The sequence below is a fragment of the Agriterribacter sp. genome (assembly GCF_035445465.1).
In the GTDB taxonomy this organism is placed as follows: domain Bacteria; phylum Bacteroidota; class Bacteroidia; order Chitinophagales; family Chitinophagaceae; genus Agriterribacter.
Map to the genome: position 1 here is coordinate 13,421 of NZ_DAOMQT010000010.1, position 16,799 is coordinate 30,219.

Genomic DNA, 16,799 nt, shown 5'->3' on the forward strand with positions numbered 1-16,799 from the left:
AAACAACAGCAGGGTATATCAGTGCAAAAATATTAAAATGATTTTATATCCTGAAATGGGCGAATGCTTTATTGGCATCGGCCATACGGTGGGTATCTTCTTTCTTTTTAAAAGCTGCACCCTCGCCTTTACTGGCAGCTATAATTTCATTGGCTAACTTATCTGCCATCGTTTTCCCGTTCCTGTCGCGGCTATAGCGGATAAGCCATTTGATGCTAAGCGATATTTTACGATCGGGACGAACTTCTGCGGGAATCTGGAACGTTGCACCACCAATTCTGCGGCTGCGTACTTCCACCCCCGGTGTAACATTGTTCAATGCGCGTTTCCATATTTCGTACCCGTTTTCACCGGATACTTTTGAAACACGGTCAATGGCATCATAAAATATATCGTAAGCCGTACTTTTTTTGCCACCCCACATTAAGTTATTTACAAAACGGGTAACCAGCTTATCGTTAAACTTTGGATCAGGTGCTAATGGTAATTTTTTAGCTTGTGCTTTACGCATGTTGGTTAAATATTATTACGCTAATCAGTTTACTTGTATTATACTTTAAAGCTATTTCTTGGCCTTCTCTCTTTTTGTTCCGTATTTGGAACGGCTTTGCTTACGGTCTTTTACTCCCGCAGTATCTAAGCTGCCCCTTACAATATGGTAACGAACACCCGGCAGATCCTTTACACGACCGCCCCTGATCAATACGATAGAGTGTTCCTGCAAATTATGTCCTTCACCAGGTATATAGGCAATTACTTCCACCTTATTGGTTAAACGTACTTTTGCCACTTTACGCAAAGCGGAATTAGGTTTTTTGGGAGTAGTGGTATATACACGGGTGCATACGCCACGACGCTGCGGACAGCTATCCAAAGCCCTTGATTTGCTTTTTGCTCTGATGATCTCTCTACCTTTTCTAACTAATTGTTGTATTGTAGGCATTCTTACCTTTTATTTTTGGGAGGGCAAAGGTAAGCGGCTTGTTGGGAAATACCAAAATTTATAAGTTCAAATTATTAAAAACCCGCCGTTTATTTAATTTCGCCTGTGGCCTGTACATTTGCGCCGTTCATGATCTTGATGTAATAGCCCGTTTTACTGATCAAATCACTGTATTTTACAGGAAGGTTGGATCCGCTCCCCATAACCGGGTTCACTATTAAACTACCTGTTTTGCCATTAACGGAACCCAGGTAGGAAAAAATAAGTTCATTTTCCGCCTCATCTTTAGTATTGATCACGGCGTCGAAATTTATGCCGTCCTGCCGGTAAGGTTCGCTTATAGTAATGGTTAACCGGGCATTTCCATCCGCCAACTGGTCAATACGAAAATTGCCCGCTTCCACTTCGGCACCGCTTGAATAATTAAATAACTTATACGTTCTGAAATCAAGGTTGGGATCCGGATTGTTATTATTATCTTTTTTGCATCCTGCAAAAATTGCTGACAATAAAAGAAAGAAAGCCAAAATTTTCGATCCGGTACGCTGTTTTATCATAATAAACTGTTTTGCTACGATAGCTACAATTCCGTACCAGACTTATCCTTTACACCACAATTCATTTAAAAGCTTTCTAAAACTTTACTTTTATAAGGTTTGTTTAACGTATGGATACCGGATTTCATCCCTTAACAGGTGGCATCTTCATACAATCAGCTACAGCAAAGCTTTTCAGCCCTTTTTTAAAAGCAGAAATAAAAATGCAGAACGCATAAAAAAAGTCATTGCGTAAATGACTTTTATAATAATACGGGGTATTTTTTCCTCAATTTATACCGGCAGCATCCACTGATGGGTATCCGGTGATTTTCCCTGGCGGATAGCATCAAGCTTTTTCTTTATTCCCGCGCTCAGCGTCCAATCTTTTTCACTGAATTCCATTACATAATCCTTATACCTCACCTTTTGTATCATAGCAATGGTGGCGGCCGTTCCTGTGCCAAATGCTTCCTGCAGCCTTCCCTCCTTATGTGCTTTAATTACCTCGTCGATATTAATACGCCGCTCTTCCACCGGTATATTCATTTCTTTTAAAATAGTAATTACACTTTTGCGCGTTACACCATCCAATATCGTTTCTTCTTCTAAAGAAGGCGTTATGGCAGTATGGTCAATAACAAAAAAAACATTCATCATCCCTACTTCCTGCAGCCATTTATGTTCGGAAGCATCTGTCCATAATACCTGGTCGTAACCCAGCTTCTGCGCCTCTGTAGCAGCAATCAGGCTGCCGCCATAGTTTCCGGCATTTTTTGCAAAACCAACACCCCCGGGCGCCGCACGGGTATACCTTTCTTCCACCAGTATGTTCATTGGCTTGGGAAAATACGGCCCGGTAGGACTTAAAATGATCAGGAACTTATACGTTTGGGAAGGGCGCACCCCCAGCATGGCATCGGTAGAAAACATAAAGGGCCTGATATACAGGGAGTGATCCTTTTTAGCAGGGATCCAGTTTTTATCTATGGCAATAAGGCGGCGCATCCCGTCAATAAACAGCTCTTGCGGCACTTCGGGCATATTCATCCTTGCGGCCGAGATATTAAACCGCCTGAAATTGTCGTATGGTCTGAATACAAAAGCGTTGCCCTGCTCATCTTTATAAGCCTTAATGCCTTCAAAAATAGCCTGCCCGTAATGCAGGGCCGCCAATGAGGGTTCTAACAATAAAGGCTGGTAGGGTTTGATCTCCACATTCGTCCACTTCCCGTTTTCATATTCTGCTTCCAGCATATGATCTGTAAAATATTTTCCAAAAGGCAGGTTTTCCAGGTCAATATCCTGCAACTTGCTTCTTTCCGTTTTTGTAACCTGAATATCCATCGCGGCAATCATAAAACACTATTTTTGTTGCAAAGAAACGAAAAAACCCGATGGCAGGGAAGCCACTTATAAATTAAATGAGTCTTAAAAATATCATATTACCCGAAAACGTGATAGCAAGCCTGTATACGGCGCCGATCATTTGTATGCCAGATGCAGCAGGCAATGAGGCTGCACCCGAAGCCCACATAAAATTCCTGGGCTCCAACCAAAAACACATCACTATAGTGGTTAATGCAAATGATGCTCCATTCCTCAGCGACAAATCTTTTATCTTCTTAACCGGGGTTCTTACTGCCTGCAGGCTGAACGTGGCAGATGTGGCCATCATTAACATACATCAATCCACTAATAATCATTACCTAAGCCTTAATGCTGCTACCAAGCCACAAACTGTGCTTCTTTTTGGCGTATCGCCACAGGATATAGGATTACCCCTTCATTTTCCTCATTTCCAGGTGCAGCCGTTCAACAATACAACTTACATATGCGCTCCTCCTTTAGACAGCATTGAAGCAAACAAGCCGCTTAAAGCTAAGTTATGGGCAAGCTTAAAATCGGTTTTCCAACTGTAATACAACCTTATGCAAAAGCTTATTTTCGCTACCAATAACCAGCATAAAACAGAAGAGATCCGTTCCGTATTAAAAGGACGGTTTAATATCATAACCCTTGCAGAGGCAGGTATTGATATTGATATCCCTGAACCTTTTGATACCCTGGAGGAAAATGCAAAAGAAAAAGCAACCACCATTTATAACTTAACCGGAATAAGCTGCTTCGGGGAAGATACCGGACTGGAAACCAACGCGCTGAATGGTGAGCCGGGTGTTAAAAGCGCAAGGTACGCCGGAGAGGAAAGAGATTTTGCTGCTAATATAGAAAAACTACTGAACAGGCTAAGAGGTAAAGCAGACAGAACAGCCCGGTTCAGAACGGTGATCTCTTTAATGCTGGAAGGCAGGGAGCACCGGTTTGAAGGGATCTGCGAGGGATATATTGCCGAAGAACCCCGCGGAGAAAAGGGATTTGGATATGATCCGGTATTTATACCCCTCCACAGCAATCGTACATTTGCCGAAATGAGCCTGGCTGAAAAGAATCAATACAGTCACCGGGGGAAGGCTATGGAACAATTAGTTCAGTTTTTAATAAAAATATAATCGTACTATCGCCTTACCGTTAAAACGAAAAGAAGAAAATTGATCTTTGTTGATTAAATGTCTTTACCAAGCAACCATACCATCAGTGAAAGCGACTTAATAAGAGGTTGTATAGATGGAGATCGCCGTATGCAGGAATATTTATACCAGCGGTTTTCTCCTAAAATGTATGCAGTTTGTCTTCGTTATGCGGGTAAAGCCGAAGATGCCCAGGATATTTTACAGGATGGATTTGTGAAAATTTTCAAAAACCTGCATATGTACCGGGGTGATGGCTCATTTGAAGGCTGGATAAGAAGGATATTTGTGAATACGGCAATTGAGCATTATCGCAGGCAGGTGAATCTTTACCCCGTTACCGAAAACCATGAAAACCTGCTTGAAACTAAGGAACTATCGGCTCTTGACAGTTTAAGCATGAAAGACCTGATGAAGATGATCCAGGAACTGTCGCCAGGCTACAGAACAGTGTTTAACTTATATGTAGTGGAAGGCTATTCGCACAAGGAAATCGCGGAAATCGTTGGCATCAGTGAAGGAACCAGTAAATCGCAGTTGGCCAGAGCAAAGGGCGTACTGCAAAATATGATTAAAACAAAAAGAACACTATCATAATCCGCATCCTTAACTCTGATCATGAAATGGACAAATGAATTATATAATCATGAAGTTAATCCACCCGTTCACGTGTGGGAGCGGGTAGTGCATGATCTTGATAACGAACTTTTGGTATTCAGGAACAGGTTATACGATGTGGAAATTACCCCCCCGGAAAATAGCTGGGAACTGATCCGGCATACCCTCGATACCCCTCACCTTGCCGCTCCCAAAAGCTTTGGTATAAAAAAAGGACTTCGGATTGCTGCCGCGGCGGCACTTATCGGCATTTGTTTTTTTGCGGCTAATTATTTTATAGCAGGCAGCGATCAAAGCAAAACTACCGGCCAAAAAACATTACCCGCCAACAAAACCGGCGAGCAGCCGGATATTCCTTCTGTTGCCGGCAGTACAGAAGATGCTGGTATTACCGCTCCGGAAAGCAACAAGCCAATGATCGCTTCGCAGACCACCACCCGCAAAAACAAAACACAGCCCCATACCCCCTTAAATGATTTTTACAGGGAAGCAGCCACTTTTAATGCACCTCCTGTTTCATCCATACCATACGACAATACGGCCATTACCGACCGCTATGACCTAGATCATGCTGCCGCCAAAAGGATCCGCAATTTAAAAGGTGAGGTAAAAGAAGATGTACGTTTGATGGATTTACCCAACAGCTATTTTTTAATGACGGGTCCCAACGGGCAATCGGTAAGGGTTTCTTCCAAATTCAGAAATACCATTCAATACCTCAACGGCAGTGGAAAAGAGGAGCTGCTGGATGTTATTCTCAGGGAAAGCCAGTACTGGAGAAATCAGTTCAAGGCATGGAAAGAAGAAGTAGGTCATTCCACTTTTATTCCTTCCGCAGAAAACTTTATGGATATTTCCGAGCTGATGAAACTGTTACAGCAGCACAACAACAAATAATGCTCCATCACGTTGCCGGATTATCTTTGTCAAAAAACAAAACATGCCCAGGATAAAGCTTGAACTGCCGGAACACTTTTCTTTTCATACAACAATCCCCATTCGTATTACCGACATTAATTACGGCGGACATGCCGGCAATGATAGCATGCTTTCTATTATCCATGAAGCCCGGATGCAGTTTTTACAGCAGCAGGGCTATGATGAAACAAATTTCGCAGGGGTTGGACTTATTATGAGTGATGTAGCCATTGAGTTTAAAAAGGAACTGTTTTACGGGGATGCGGTACACATTGCCGTTACGGCTACCGCGTTTGAGCGGGTGAGCTTTGATATACTTTACAAGCTGAACACAACCAGGAACGGAAAGGATATTACCGTTGCCGCTGCCAAAACGGGCATGGTTTGCTTTGATTATACTACCAAAAAAATAACCTCCGTTCCGGAAGATGCCAGGAGGAAGCTACTGGCAATTTGAAAAAGTTAGTTATTCATACCCGGCATCAATGATCAAAATCATTGCTCCAGCCACCGTCTTTTAGCTTTCCCGCTTTTTTAAGCACTTCATCCGCCAGGTTTTTTTTATAGGTGGCAAGGCTTTCACTAACAGCCTTATCAAAGGCGCCGATTATAGTAGCCGCCAGTATACCGGCATTTTTGGAAGCATTCAGGGCCACGGTAGCTACCGGTATGCCGTTGGGCATTTGCAAAATAGATAAAATGGAATCCCAGCCATCAATAGAGTTGGAAGATTTAACGGGAACGCCGATAACAGGCAATGTAGTAAGCGAGGCTACCATGCCGGGCAAATGTGCTGCCCCGCCGGCGCCTGCAATAATAACCTTTAACCCTCTTTCTTTTGCTTTGGAGGCATACTCCACCATACGCAGCGGTGTGCGGTGCGCCGATACCACGGTAAGCTCAAATGGTATGGCAAAATCTTTTAAAATGGCGGCGGCGTCCTGCATTACAGCAAGGTCGCTGTCGCTGCCCATAATAATTCCTACAAGTGGCTGTATGGATGACATATTGGTTAGATTTTAATTTTGTGGTGAGCCAATATACACACTTTCACATTTTCAAATTACCCGATCATCTCACCTGCCCATTACCCCGTATAACCCATTTCTCCGTTACTAATTTTTCCAGCGCAAAGGGTCCGCGGGCATGGAGCTTTTGCGTAGAGATGCCGATTTCGGCGCCCAAACCAAATTCTTCCCCATCGGTAAACCGCGTGGAGGCATTATGGTACACGGCCGCGGCATCTACTTCATGTAAAAAATATTCCGCCTGCTTTTTATCTTCTGTTACGATCGCTTCGGAATGTTTGGTAGAATACTTGCGGATATGGCTAACGGCTTCAGCCGAATCCTTCACCACCTTAACAGCGCATTTCAGATCAAGGAACTCTCTTCCAAAATCTGCAGGCTGCGCTTTCCGCAAATAAGGATATCCTTTTAAGAGTTTGTAAGCAGCGGGATCGGCAAAAATCTCCACTTTAAACTGTTCCAGTTCCGGCTGCAATTTTTGTAAAAAAGCCGGGGCAACAGACTGGTCTACCAGCAGCGCGTCCATAGCATTACATACCGACGGGCGGGATACTTTTGCATTTACCGTGATCTTAACGGCTTTACTGATATCGGCTTTCTTTTCCACATACACATGGCATACGCCCGCTCCCGTTTCTATAACCGGCACCAGGCTGTTCTGACGCACATAACGGATAAGCCCATCCGAACCGCGCGGGATCAGCACATCCACATATTGTGTGGCGGTAAATAATTCCTGCACGGTTTCCCTTTCCGATGGCAGTAAAGTAACCACAGCCCCGGGCAACCCGTTCTTTTTAAGCACCTGCTGTATAATGCGTACGGCTGCGCGGTTGGAATTTTCCGCCTCCCCGCTACCTTTGAGCACACAGGCATTGCCACTGCGAATGCATAAAGCGGCAATATCAAAAGTAACATTGGGTCTTGATTCATATACGGCTCCCACCACTCCCAGGGGAACCGCTATTTTTTCGAGCAATAAGCCATTCTTCAGCTTACGTTTCTCCAAAACCCTTCCCGATGGGTTGGGCAGGCGGCTCACCTTACGGATACTTTGTGCGATACTTTTAATTCTTTTTTCATCTAATCGTAAACGATCCGTACGCGGATTGGCAGCATCCTGCTTTGCCACATCAGCATGGTTTGCTTTCAATATGGATTTTTGCTGCTTTTCAAGTTCATCCGCCAGCATCAGCAAAACTTTCTTCAACTGCTTATCGTTCATTGCCCTTAGTTGGGGAGCCGCTTCGTAGGCTTTCTTTATTTGTGCAATGGTAGTACGCATCTTCTTTTATTAAAAAATCACAATGTCATCGGCATGTGCCGCTATAATATTTTTATGTGCAATTTGTTTGCTGATCTCGGTTCCGCTGAGCTTTGCTTTGGCCACGCCTACAATGGTTTCCTCTTCATCAATAAGCTGAATGACCTCTCCTGCAACAAAACTACCTTTTACTTTTTTAATGCCTACCGTGAGCAGGCTCTTCCGGGCGTGCAGCGCTTTTTCCGCACCTTTGTCTATATACACACCGCCGATGGTGATAGACCCGCTGGCCAACCATTTCTGGCGGGCTTTGAGGTTGGAGGCCTGCGCAGTAAAGGTGGTGCCGCTTTTGCCCTGCAGCGCCGAAATTAAGGTATCCTTCCCGCTTAAACCACAGATGATCACGCTTATTCCAAGCGAAGCGGCCAGCCTGGTGGAGGTGAGCTTGGAGAGCATACCGCCCAATCCCAGGCTGGACTTTGTTTTGGTTACATAGCCGAGTATGGCAGCATCAATTTTTTGTACGGTGGGTATGATGTTTTTTTCAGCATCCATCAACCCCCCTGCCGAGGTGCACAGGATCAGCGTATCGGCATCAAAGCCAATGGCGATCAATGTGGCCAGCTCATCATTATCGGAAAACTTGAGCTCGATATTGCTTACCAGGTCGTTTTCGTTTACTACCGGTAAAATATCGTTCTGCCAGAATTCACCAAAGGTTTCTTTCAGTTGCAGAAATTGTTTCCGGTTGGAGAAATGATGCCTTTCGCACAGGGCCTGCGCCACCGTTATACCATGCGCCGAAAAATATTGATGATACAATTGAATGAGCATGGGATTACCCACCGCTGCTGCTGCTTTTCTTTCTGTTAATGTGCCCTTGTATTTTTTAAAAAAAGATTTACCGCTGCCTACTGCCCCGCTGGATACCAGCACGATATTATATGTTTTACCAAGGATGGCAATTTGTGCAGCTATGTTTTTTATAACAGACTGATCAATCCTTCCTTCCCCATCGGTAATTACGGCCGTGCCTAACTTAATGACCAATACTTTTTTAAGCATGAATAAAACTTCTGTTGTAAAAAAGAGCACAAAAATAAGGATAAAGGAGATTGGAATATAGCCCGTGCCGGATGCAGCAAAGCAAAAAGCAAATAAAGATCAGGTGGCCGGTTAAGCAAGATCATAAAACAGGCAGGCAGAAAGACGGATTTTACGATTGCTTTTACTGGTGAGAAGGAAATGAAATAAAGCCGCCGGCATTGTTATGGAACATGCTAAATAATGACCCGATATGGCAATAACCCGGTACGATTGCATTACCTGCAAGGTCAGGAACTGCTCTATCCTCAATAGTTGCGATACGCATACGCTTACCGCCATCAGTACCTATAAGCTATCCAAATCGCTTCAAAAAGGAGAAAGGCTTTTTTCGGAAGGTGACCCTGTCCTGGGCGTTTGCTTTATTAAAAAAGGATTTCTTAAAGTAGAGCTGAACGGAAAGCAGGGCCGGCCGCTGATCCTGCAAATTGCCGGCAGGGGCGCCGTTTTTGGCCACAGGGCAAATGCCGGTCACCGCTGCCATACCAGCTCTGCAATTGCAGTATCTGATGTGTTGTATTGCTATATACCGTATGACCTGTTTGATGAAATTGCTGATAAAAGCCCGGTGCTTAAGCAACAGATCATTAACCAGTTCCTGAATGAACTGCAACTGGTGGAAAAAAAGGCCGTTAACCTGGCGCACAAAACCGTACGGGAAAAAGTAGCGGAAGCGCTTTTGCTGCTCGCGGAAGCGTACCAGTATGAAGAAAAGAAACAAAGCTTTCGCATTAGCTTCTGCCGGCAGGATATAGCCGACCTGGCAGGCACTACCAAAGAACAGGTTTCAAAAATATTAAAGGACTTTGAAAAGGAAAAGCTGATCAAATGCGCAGCCAAGAAATTCAGCTATCTCCATACCGGCATGCTGCGGAGCATCTCCAACCAATGTTCATTACCTGGGGATGGAAAGTAAGACATTACTATTGCAGCATACCATCACTATAGTGGCGACATAAGCCACAGCAAGGAGAAATTTGTCTCTAATTTTTTCACTACTAAACTCCCGGAAATTTTATTAATTTTAATGAAATTTTTGGGATATGAATATCAGTGATAAAAAGACTGAAGTGCTGGAATTGATCAGACAAACAAATGACAGCACTTTAATCGATGAGGTATACGACATCCTTCACCCCGAGACAACATTGGAAAATGTAAACGTCAAAAACCTTCCGGCTAAACTGCAACAAAAAATAAATAAGGCTCTTGAAGACTATAAAAGCGGCAACTATATTACACATGAGGAGATGAAACAAAAAGTGCAGCAATGGCTTACCAAATAGTCTGGACTGCAGAAGCCGATAATGATTTCCATTCAATTATTAATTATTTAAAACAAAATTGGTCTGAGCATTCAGCAGAAAAATTTATAACAAGAACATTTAAAAAGCTGGAACGCATCGCTCAGGCGCTCTATGTACCAAGATTTACTTCTCAACCCAATATTCAAATGATCGGGCTGGATAAGAAGAATGTGCTCTTCTTTATAATAGAAGAGAATTATTTAGTATTGTTGAGTATTTATCCTTATAAAAGGGATATCACAAAAAGTAAATATTATTGATCAACGATATCATAACGCAGTACGACTGTATTGCCTTCCTATTGGTGTGTGAAGACTCACGCCAGGAGGGGAAATGCTTACTTTTTCCCAATCGGTGTGTGTCTTCACACACCGAAACATTCACTCCTTATAATGTGTCAAGAAACAAAATTCATCAATACCTTTTAAATAGAACATCGCACTACTCCACCTGTAATCTTCAGGCAGGCTGCATAAAGCCCATTTTTCAACTATAGGGTTATTATGAAAAATAAACATCCTGCAATTCCATTTGGCTTTGCCTTTTGTGCTGTATGTTCATAGGCAATCTTTGTTAGAGAAGTATGCTCACAAATATAGGTAAAATGTATGCTGGTGGGTGAAGACACCCACCAGTAGGGGAATCATTCACTACCCGGTGAAGGAAAATAATACTATTTGTTTCAAAAAAAATACGAAAACGTAATTACCGGCACATTAATCTGCCTTCAGGCTGTTTCCGCTATCGCATCCCTGTTAGCTTTATAACTGCAAACAGTTGTTATTCACTGTTAAAACATTTCAACATGGAAAACAATCAGCAACAGGAAAAAGAAAAGGTTCCATTTTCGAGAATGATCATGGACGATTTTATGCTACTGCTTTTCTTAGGCGTAACCATCTATGCCATCTTTTACCTGCTATGGGGCGTAATGGAGCTTTCTAACCTCCCGGCTATTCCGGAAGCCATTAAAGATGCCCTGATCAAATAAATTCTTCACCCAAAACCATACGTATGAGTTTATTCAGTCCGGCAGAAGGATGGTACGACAAAAAAGTATCCAAAGATGAAAAAATGTGGATGGTCATCGCCCTTGTGCTTTGCATCATGCTTTTTGTATGGATGATCATGTGGCATGTATACGGAAAGCAGAACCCTTCCAACATTACTTACCGTACAAGCACGGCGGAGTTTTCTAAGCTTAGTGAAGCTTATACCAAACAAAATATGATCGGCGTGGATAATGGCATCCCCGTGGTGCGTCCACAGCCCAACAGCGATGTTTTTGTGATGAGTGAAATGTGGAGATGGAGCCCGGTGATGATCCTGCAAAAAGACCAGTCGTACAAGATGCACATCTCATCCAAGGATGTGGTGCACGGGTTTTCCATACAACCGGTGAACATGAATTTCCAGGTATACCCGCAATACGATTATGTGCTCGAATTTAAGCCTACCGAAGCCGGGGAATACAAGGTGATCTGCAATGAGTTCTGCGGTATAGGGCATCATACCATGATCGGTAAGATCGTAGTGATCGGGAACGAAGAAGACCTGAAACTATACGGCTACGAAAATTTCAAAAAAGCGCCTGATCCGTTACCTGAAAAAAAGAACGAACCGCTGACGGAAACGGAAATGGCTTTACTGGGCGAGCAGGTATATACGCTGAAAGGGTGCGGCGCCTGCCATAAAACAGACGGCAGCAGCCAGATCGCCCCGGCATGGAACGGCTTGTTCGGCAAAGAGGAGGAAGTAATAGAGAACGGTAAGAAAACCAGTGTTGTGGTAGATGAAGCCTACATAAGGGAATCCATTAAAAACCCGCAACAGAAAATAACAGTTGGCTTCGAGAACACACCTATGCCGGTGTTTCCGGTAACAGATGAAGAAATTGAACAACTGATCGCCTACATCAAAACATTAAAAAACTAACCCTAAAACCTGATACCATGTTTCGTACTTGCGATATAACAGGGTTTAAAGTAGACCTGCAATCGGAAAAGCTCATCCGTTACAACGCGGTATTCGCGGTTATTTCCTTATTGCTCGCCGTAACCGCCGCCATATTGCTGGTTTTTACCCGGTACCAGCCGGTGCACCTGCTGGGCGCCGAATGGTATTACCGGCTGGTAACCTTTCACGGACTGAACGCGCTTATTTTCTGGATCATTTTTTTTGAGATCGCCGGCTTATATTTTGGCTCAACCGTAGTGCTCAATACCCGGTTTTGCGCTCCCCGGCTGGGCTGGATAGCTTTTGCGCTGATGGTGGCAGGGCTGGTGCTGTCCAACATCATTATTTTGATGGGGAAAGCGGATGTAATGCTCACTTCCTATACCCCGCTCAAAGCGCACCCCCTGTATTACTTAGGTATTATACTTTTTGCGGTAGGCGCATTGCTGGCCGTTATATTATTCTTTGGCAACCTTATGATCGCCAGGAGGGAAAAAGCATACGGCGATACCATGCCGCTTTTTACCTACGGTTTAACAACGGCAGCTATTATTGCGGTTATTACATTAGCCTCCGGGGCGCTTATCTATATCCCTACTTTTTTATGGTCGCTGGGGCTGATAAGCAATATTGACCCGGCAATGTACAAGCTCATCTGGTGGGGACTGGGGCATTCCTCACAGCAAATAAATGTGGCGGCAATGGTATCCATCTGGTACATGGTATCTTTTTTAGCTGTTGGCGGCACTTCTATTAATGAAAGGGTATCGCGAACAGCCTTTGTGCTTTATATCCTTTTCATTTGCCTGGCATCTGCCCATCACCTGCTAACCGACCCCGGCGTAAGCAGCGCATGGAAAGTATGGAATACCAGCTATGCCATGTACCTGGCTGTGCTGGCTTCCATGATACATGCTTTTGCGGTGCCCTCTTCATTTGAATCGGCACAGCGCAGGTGGGGATACAATAAGGGCTTGTTCCAATGGCTGTCGAAAGCGCCCTGGGGCAATCCTGCTTTCTCATCCATTATTCTGGCCATAATCGGCTTTGGATTTATTGGCGGCACCACAGGAGTGATATTTGGGATGGAACAAACCAATATTATAGTACACAATACAATAGCCATTCCCGGCCATTTTAAAGGAACCGTGGTAATAGGCACCACCCTCACCTTTATGGGCATTACCTATTATTTGATTCCGCTGATCTTCCGCAGAAAGATCGTTGGCTTCGGATGGGCCAAATGGCAACCCTGGATGTTTTTTGTGGGAATAGCCCTGCTGTCTATATCCATGATCGTGCTCGGGCAAATGGGTGTTCCGCGGCGGCACTGGGATTCCACTTTCTCGGGGGGACCTTTTACCTACAATTTTAACCCGGCGGTAGATTTTTTCTGGGCGCTGATGATGCTGGGCGGCACGCTGGCATTCCTGTCTACCCTGGTATGGATACTGATCGTGGTGATCTCCGTTTTCTTTGGGCCGAAGGTAAACGGGCCGGAGGATATGCAGCTCGCCATTTCGCCCCTGGCGCCGCAAGCCAAAGCGCATAAAGGATTTGAAGCACCCGGCACACTTGTGCTTACCATTATATTTTTACTGGTTTTCCTGGCGCTCTTTTTCCTGAACTGGAAATGGCTTGCCGCAACATGGAACGTGAACTAAATGCAATACCCGAAGAAAAACCCTGATGTTTAGAAATTCATACCGGGGCCGGGCCCCGGTATTATTAACCTGGCTGATATGAAATACGCGCATTTATGGATATTACCGGTATGGCTTTTATTAAGCGGGTTCAATTTCCCCAATGAAAAAAAATTCCTCGCGCAAAAAGCGGTGAATATTGAGGTGTTCGATGCTGCCGGCAATAGCTTCGAACTGTTTACCCTGCTGGGTAAAAAGCCGCTTATTATTTCGCCTGTGTATACCAGGTGCCATTCGCTGTGCGGCGTAATCAGCAATGGCGTTCAAACGGCAATTACCGGACTGGGCAGTTTGGGAAAAGATTTTACAATGGTTAGTTTTTCTTTCGACAGCAGCGACAAACCAATGAACCTGGCAGCTTATGAAAACAGGTGGAAGATGGACGGCATAAACTGGAAAACCATTTCCGCATCCGCGGAAAACATACAACAGTTCATGTCATCCATTGACTACCAATATGACTATGATCCAGCAACAAAGGAATTCAACCATCCTTCTGTTCTTATTGTGCTAACGCCGGGAGGAAAGATATCAAGATACATCTACGGCATAAATCCTTCCAAAAAAGATATAAAGCTTGCCGTAATGGAAGCCATGGCCGAAAAAACAAGGCCGGGCATCATTAAAGGCTTTTACCTGCGCTGCTTCGGGTACGACCCCGTTTTAAAAACCTATACAATAGACTGGCGGTTTATTATATCCACGTCGGCCGGTTTGCTGATGATCAGCCTTATAAGCATACTTTTTATAAGATCCTTTATTGTAACAAAAGACCAGCATGGATAAACAAACCGATACCTGTAATGTCATTAAAGAGCGTACCCACGGACACCAGCTATTCCAAAAAATATCTTCCCGGCTTGGAAAGGTATACTCCACCGGCTTAAACCCTCTCTATCACCTGGGGAGCATTGCTATTCTGCTTTTTGTTATTGCCTGCATTTCCGGTATTTATATTTTTATTTTTTACAACATCAACCCGCGTCATGCCTGGGATTCGGTAGAAGCCATGTCGGCCAATATTTTTAACGGGTGGATGAGAAGCATTCACCGGTACTCGTCGGACCTGCTGGTTATTTTTATACTGCTGCACCTGCTGCACACTTTAATAACGTCGAAGTTTAAACGATTGGTTTCCTGGATCAGCGGCATTATTTCATTCCTCATCGTTATCCTCATCGGGGTAACCGGTTATATATTGGTGTGGGATCAGAAAGCCAAGCTTACGGGCTACCTTACCGCCAGGCTGTTCTCCGGCCTGCCCATTTTTGACCCGTCTATAGCCGGCGCTTTTTTATTGAATGACCTGAGCACCGTGGGCGGCTTTTTTAAAGTGGCGCTGTTCGGGCATATTGCTTTTTCGCTGATAACGGTTATCATTATATGGATACATGTGCTCCGGATATCAAAGCCAAAGATATTCCCTCCCAAAAAACTGATCCTTTATTCCGTTATCGCTTTGAGCATTATATCGTTTTTATTTCCTGTAAAAAGCGATCCGCCCGCACAGGCATCCAACCTGCCGATACATACTACTTTCGACTGGTATTATTATTTCGGCTATTACCTCATGAAGCTGTTCAGCGTTAATCAAAACTGGATCATCTTAACAGGTTCGGGGTTGCTGCTGTGCATTATACCTTATATTTTCAAACGAAAAAACAGGCCGCCCGTTCATATCGACCTTGATCAATGCGACGCCTGTAACCTTTGCTCCTATGATTGCCCTTACGAAGCCATTGACATGCTTATTACGAACGGGGAAAGGAAAGCGATACTCTCACCCGACAAATGTGTGGGCTGCGGTATCTGCATTGGTTCCTGCGCCGAACACGCCATCAGTCATCCGCAGTTTCCGGAGCTTGCATTGCACCCGCAGAACAAAGCCGATATTACCCTTTTCAGTTGCAGCTACTTCCCGGAACCCGAACTACCCCCCGAGCTGAATATTGTGCATTATAAGGTTCCCTGCACGGGGAGCGTAATGCCAAAGGATGTGCAGCAGATACTGGAAAACAATAGCCGGAAGGTTGCGCTCCTGAGCTGTGAAGACTGTTATTACCGCCTGGGAAAAACATGGACCATAAAGCGGTTCCTGCGGAAAAGGGCTCCCACGTTTTCAAAAAAATATGACGCGTCTAAGCTGAAGTTGTTTACACTAACCCAATACAGTAAGGAAAAGCTTCTTGCGTTTTCTGACGAAAGGAATGAGAACGGTAAAAAACAGGATAAGCTGATCATTGCAGATCATGAAAAAAGCCACCCTGTTCTTTCGGTGCTGATCCTTACTGTTTTTTTTGCATGCATGATCCCGCTAAGCAGCACGGTAGTCCGTTTTTTTAACCCCGAAGAAAAAACACTGATCGTAAACTTCAAATATATTTCCACTCCGCAGGAATATGAACAGGGTAGCTCCGCGGCAAAACACATGCAGGCGCTGACTCCGGTGGTGAAAAAGAGAAGCCCGGTGGCGCTGAAAATATTTTCATCGCAGGATCAGTCCCTGCTTTATGAAAAGGAATATACGCCAAGAGGGGTACGCCAGGATATTGCCCTTTTTATTTACACGCAGTTAACCATTGAAGAAGATGATGTAGATATTGAGCTAAGGGAAACAGCTTTCCCGGAAAAACAATTCCGGCTGAACAATGTGCAATTGAAAAAAGGCGATGGAACATTTGTGGTATTTAAAGACAATAACCTGACAGTAGCGGGAATACACTGATTTTAAACAGAAATAAATACATTTGCGCTGTTCATTAAAGGAGAGATGCCAGAGTGGTTGAATGGGACGGTCTCGAAAACCGTTGTACTCGCAAGGGTACCCAGGGTTCGAATCCCTGTCTCTCCGCAAGCGCCGGGGATCATAGCAAGTAATCCCTTTCTCTACGCCT

20 protein-coding genes and 1 tRNA gene are annotated in these 16,799 nt (G+C 44.3%); 14 read left to right on the plus strand and 7 right to left on the minus strand.

Features of this window, described 5'->3' with window-relative positions; translation table 11 throughout:
- Positions 1 to 43: 43 nt before the first annotated feature.
- The 4 genes from rpsG to PLE34_RS07420 all read right to left on the minus strand — a co-directional run bounded on the left by rpsG (position 44) and on the right by PLE34_RS07420 (position 2,838).
- On the minus strand, positions 44 to 511 hold the full coding sequence (gene rpsG, locus PLE34_RS07405; protein WP_324555467.1) for a 30S ribosomal protein S7: 468 nt from the start codon (positions 509 to 511) through the stop codon (positions 44 to 46).
- A gap of 51 nt (positions 512 to 562) precedes the next feature.
- Positions 563 to 943 (minus strand): 30S ribosomal protein S12, encoded by a 381-nt coding sequence (rpsL, locus tag PLE34_RS07410; RefSeq protein ID WP_116876838.1) that lies wholly within the window; start codon positions 941 to 943, stop codon positions 563 to 565.
- Positions 944 to 1,032: 89 nt separating this feature from the next.
- Positions 1,033 to 1,500, minus strand: coding sequence for a hypothetical protein (locus PLE34_RS07415; RefSeq protein ID WP_324555469.1), 468 nt, complete (start codon positions 1,498 to 1,500; stop codon positions 1,033 to 1,035).
- A gap of 273 nt (positions 1,501 to 1,773) precedes the next feature.
- The gene (locus PLE34_RS07420) at positions 1,774 to 2,838 is read right to left on the minus strand and encodes a branched-chain amino acid aminotransferase (RefSeq protein ID WP_324555472.1); all 1,065 of its coding nucleotides are present in this window, start codon (positions 2,836 to 2,838) and stop codon (positions 1,774 to 1,776) included.
- A 65-nt stretch (positions 2,839 to 2,903) separates the two neighbouring features.
- Between PLE34_RS07420 and PLE34_RS07425 the strand changes: the two genes are divergently transcribed.
- Genes PLE34_RS07425 through PLE34_RS07445 form a run of 5 tightly spaced genes read left to right on the plus strand, consistent with a single transcriptional unit; the run spans position 2,904 to position 6,000 of the window.
- A complete protein-coding gene (locus PLE34_RS07425) occupies positions 2,904 to 3,401 on the plus strand; it encodes a hypothetical protein (RefSeq protein WP_324555474.1) in 498 nt (165 codons plus the stop codon).
- A gap of 9 nt (positions 3,402 to 3,410) precedes the next feature.
- Positions 3,411 to 3,989: an RdgB/HAM1 family non-canonical purine NTP pyrophosphatase gene (gene rdgB, locus PLE34_RS07430; protein ID WP_324555476.1), complete on the plus strand. Its 579-nt coding sequence runs from the start codon at positions 3,411 to 3,413 to the stop codon at positions 3,987 to 3,989.
- A gap of 57 nt (positions 3,990 to 4,046) precedes the next feature.
- On the plus strand, positions 4,047 to 4,604 hold the full coding sequence (locus tag PLE34_RS07435; RefSeq protein WP_324555478.1) for an RNA polymerase sigma factor: 558 nt from the start codon (positions 4,047 to 4,049) through the stop codon (positions 4,602 to 4,604).
- A gap of 21 nt (positions 4,605 to 4,625) precedes the next feature.
- Entirely contained in the window at positions 4,626 to 5,522 is an 897-nt protein-coding gene (locus PLE34_RS07440; protein ID WP_324555480.1) for a hypothetical protein, read from the plus strand.
- 43 nt (positions 5,523 to 5,565) lie between these two features.
- On the plus strand, positions 5,566 to 6,000 hold the full coding sequence (locus PLE34_RS07445; RefSeq protein ID WP_324555481.1) for an acyl-CoA thioesterase: 435 nt from the start codon (positions 5,566 to 5,568) through the stop codon (positions 5,998 to 6,000).
- A gap of 25 nt (positions 6,001 to 6,025) precedes the next feature.
- Here the strand turns inward: PLE34_RS07445 and purE are convergent, their stop codons facing one another.
- From purE to proB, 3 genes are all read right to left on the minus strand, one after another.
- Positions 6,026 to 6,550 (minus strand): 5-(carboxyamino)imidazole ribonucleotide mutase, encoded by a 525-nt coding sequence (gene purE / locus PLE34_RS07450; protein WP_324555483.1) that lies wholly within the window; start codon positions 6,548 to 6,550, stop codon positions 6,026 to 6,028.
- Between the two features lie 64 nt (positions 6,551 to 6,614).
- Positions 6,615 to 7,856: a glutamate-5-semialdehyde dehydrogenase gene (locus PLE34_RS07455; protein ID WP_324555485.1), complete on the minus strand. Its 1,242-nt coding sequence runs from the start codon at positions 7,854 to 7,856 to the stop codon at positions 6,615 to 6,617.
- A gap of 9 nt (positions 7,857 to 7,865) precedes the next feature.
- Positions 7,866 to 8,900 carry a glutamate 5-kinase gene (gene proB, locus PLE34_RS07460; RefSeq protein WP_324555487.1) on the minus strand — a complete coding sequence of 345 codons (1,035 nt, stop codon included), beginning with the start codon at positions 8,898 to 8,900 and terminating at the stop codon, positions 7,866 to 7,868.
- A gap of 232 nt (positions 8,901 to 9,132) precedes the next feature.
- Between proB and PLE34_RS07465 the strand changes: the two genes are divergently transcribed.
- From PLE34_RS07465 to PLE34_RS07505, 9 genes are all read left to right on the plus strand, one after another.
- The gene (locus tag PLE34_RS07465; RefSeq protein WP_324555489.1) at positions 9,133 to 9,855 is read left to right on the plus strand and encodes a Crp/Fnr family transcriptional regulator; all 723 of its coding nucleotides are present in this window, start codon (positions 9,133 to 9,135) and stop codon (positions 9,853 to 9,855) included.
- Between the two features lie 127 nt (positions 9,856 to 9,982).
- Positions 9,983 to 10,225 (plus strand): hypothetical protein, encoded by a 243-nt coding sequence (locus PLE34_RS07470; RefSeq protein ID WP_324555491.1) that lies wholly within the window; start codon positions 9,983 to 9,985, stop codon positions 10,223 to 10,225.
- Entirely contained in the window at positions 10,210 to 10,506 is a 297-nt protein-coding gene (locus PLE34_RS07475) for a type II toxin-antitoxin system RelE/ParE family toxin (RefSeq protein WP_324555493.1), read from the plus strand. Before PLE34_RS07470 ends, PLE34_RS07475 begins: the two co-directional genes overlap by 16 nt.
- A gap of 545 nt (positions 10,507 to 11,051) precedes the next feature.
- Entirely contained in the window at positions 11,052 to 11,237 is a 186-nt protein-coding gene (locus PLE34_RS07480; RefSeq protein WP_324555495.1) for a hypothetical protein, read from the plus strand.
- A gap of 23 nt (positions 11,238 to 11,260) precedes the next feature.
- On the plus strand, positions 11,261 to 12,181 hold the full coding sequence (locus tag PLE34_RS07485) for a c-type cytochrome (RefSeq protein ID WP_324555497.1): 921 nt from the start codon (positions 11,261 to 11,263) through the stop codon (positions 12,179 to 12,181).
- A 17-nt stretch (positions 12,182 to 12,198) separates the two neighbouring features.
- On the plus strand, positions 12,199 to 13,866 hold the full coding sequence (locus tag PLE34_RS07490; protein WP_324555499.1) for a cbb3-type cytochrome c oxidase subunit I: 1,668 nt from the start codon (positions 12,199 to 12,201) through the stop codon (positions 13,864 to 13,866).
- A gap of 78 nt (positions 13,867 to 13,944) precedes the next feature.
- Positions 13,945 to 14,691, plus strand: coding sequence for an SCO family protein (locus PLE34_RS07495; RefSeq protein WP_324555501.1), 747 nt, complete (start codon positions 13,945 to 13,947; stop codon positions 14,689 to 14,691).
- Positions 14,684 to 16,630 carry a cytochrome b N-terminal domain-containing protein gene (locus PLE34_RS07500; protein WP_324555503.1) on the plus strand — a complete coding sequence of 649 codons (1,947 nt, stop codon included), beginning with the start codon at positions 14,684 to 14,686 and terminating at the stop codon, positions 16,628 to 16,630. Before PLE34_RS07495 ends, PLE34_RS07500 begins: the two co-directional genes overlap by 8 nt.
- 39 nt (positions 16,631 to 16,669) lie before the next feature.
- A tRNA-Ser gene (locus PLE34_RS07505) sits at positions 16,670 to 16,756 on the plus strand.
- Positions 16,757 to 16,799 lie beyond the last annotated feature (43 nt).

Bases quoted from the DNA above. Each gene is read 5' to 3' on its own strand.
- rpsG (WP_324555467.1), bottom strand. From the start codon at position 511: ATGCGTAAAGCACAAGCTAAAAAATTACCATTAGCACCTGATCCAAAG.
- rpsL (WP_116876838.1), bottom strand. From the start codon at position 943: ATGCCTACAATACAACAATTAGTTAGAAAAGGTAGAGAGATCATCAGA.
- PLE34_RS07415 (WP_324555469.1), bottom strand. From the start codon at position 1,500: ATGATAAAACAGCGTACCGGATCGAAAATTTTGGCTTTCTTTCTTTTA.
- PLE34_RS07420 (WP_324555472.1), bottom strand. From the start codon at position 2,838: ATGATTGCCGCGATGGATATTCAGGTTACAAAAACGGAAAGAAGCAAG.
- PLE34_RS07425 (WP_324555474.1), top strand. From the start codon at position 2,904: ATGAGTCTTAAAAATATCATATTACCCGAAAACGTGATAGCAAGCCTG.
- rdgB (WP_324555476.1), top strand. From the start codon at position 3,411: ATGCAAAAGCTTATTTTCGCTACCAATAACCAGCATAAAACAGAAGAG.
- PLE34_RS07435 (WP_324555478.1), top strand. From the start codon at position 4,047: ATGTCTTTACCAAGCAACCATACCATCAGTGAAAGCGACTTAATAAGA.
- PLE34_RS07440 (WP_324555480.1), top strand. From the start codon at position 4,626: ATGAAATGGACAAATGAATTATATAATCATGAAGTTAATCCACCCGTT.
- PLE34_RS07445 (WP_324555481.1), top strand. From the start codon at position 5,566: ATGCCCAGGATAAAGCTTGAACTGCCGGAACACTTTTCTTTTCATACA.
- purE (WP_324555483.1), bottom strand. From the start codon at position 6,550: ATGTCATCCATACAGCCACTTGTAGGAATTATTATGGGCAGCGACAGC.
- PLE34_RS07455 (WP_324555485.1), bottom strand. From the start codon at position 7,856: ATGCGTACTACCATTGCACAAATAAAGAAAGCCTACGAAGCGGCTCCC.
- proB (WP_324555487.1), bottom strand. From the start codon at position 8,900: ATGCTTAAAAAAGTATTGGTCATTAAGTTAGGCACGGCCGTAATTACC.
- PLE34_RS07465 (WP_324555489.1), top strand. From the start codon at position 9,133: ATGGCAATAACCCGGTACGATTGCATTACCTGCAAGGTCAGGAACTGC.
- PLE34_RS07470 (WP_324555491.1), top strand. From the start codon at position 9,983: ATGAATATCAGTGATAAAAAGACTGAAGTGCTGGAATTGATCAGACAA.
- PLE34_RS07475 (WP_324555493.1), top strand. From the start codon at position 10,210: ATGGCTTACCAAATAGTCTGGACTGCAGAAGCCGATAATGATTTCCAT.
- PLE34_RS07480 (WP_324555495.1), top strand. From the start codon at position 11,052: ATGGAAAACAATCAGCAACAGGAAAAAGAAAAGGTTCCATTTTCGAGA.
- PLE34_RS07485 (WP_324555497.1), top strand. From the start codon at position 11,261: ATGAGTTTATTCAGTCCGGCAGAAGGATGGTACGACAAAAAAGTATCC.
- PLE34_RS07490 (WP_324555499.1), top strand. From the start codon at position 12,199: ATGTTTCGTACTTGCGATATAACAGGGTTTAAAGTAGACCTGCAATCG.
- PLE34_RS07495 (WP_324555501.1), top strand. From the start codon at position 13,945: ATGAAATACGCGCATTTATGGATATTACCGGTATGGCTTTTATTAAGC.
- PLE34_RS07500 (WP_324555503.1), top strand. From the start codon at position 14,684: ATGGATAAACAAACCGATACCTGTAATGTCATTAAAGAGCGTACCCAC.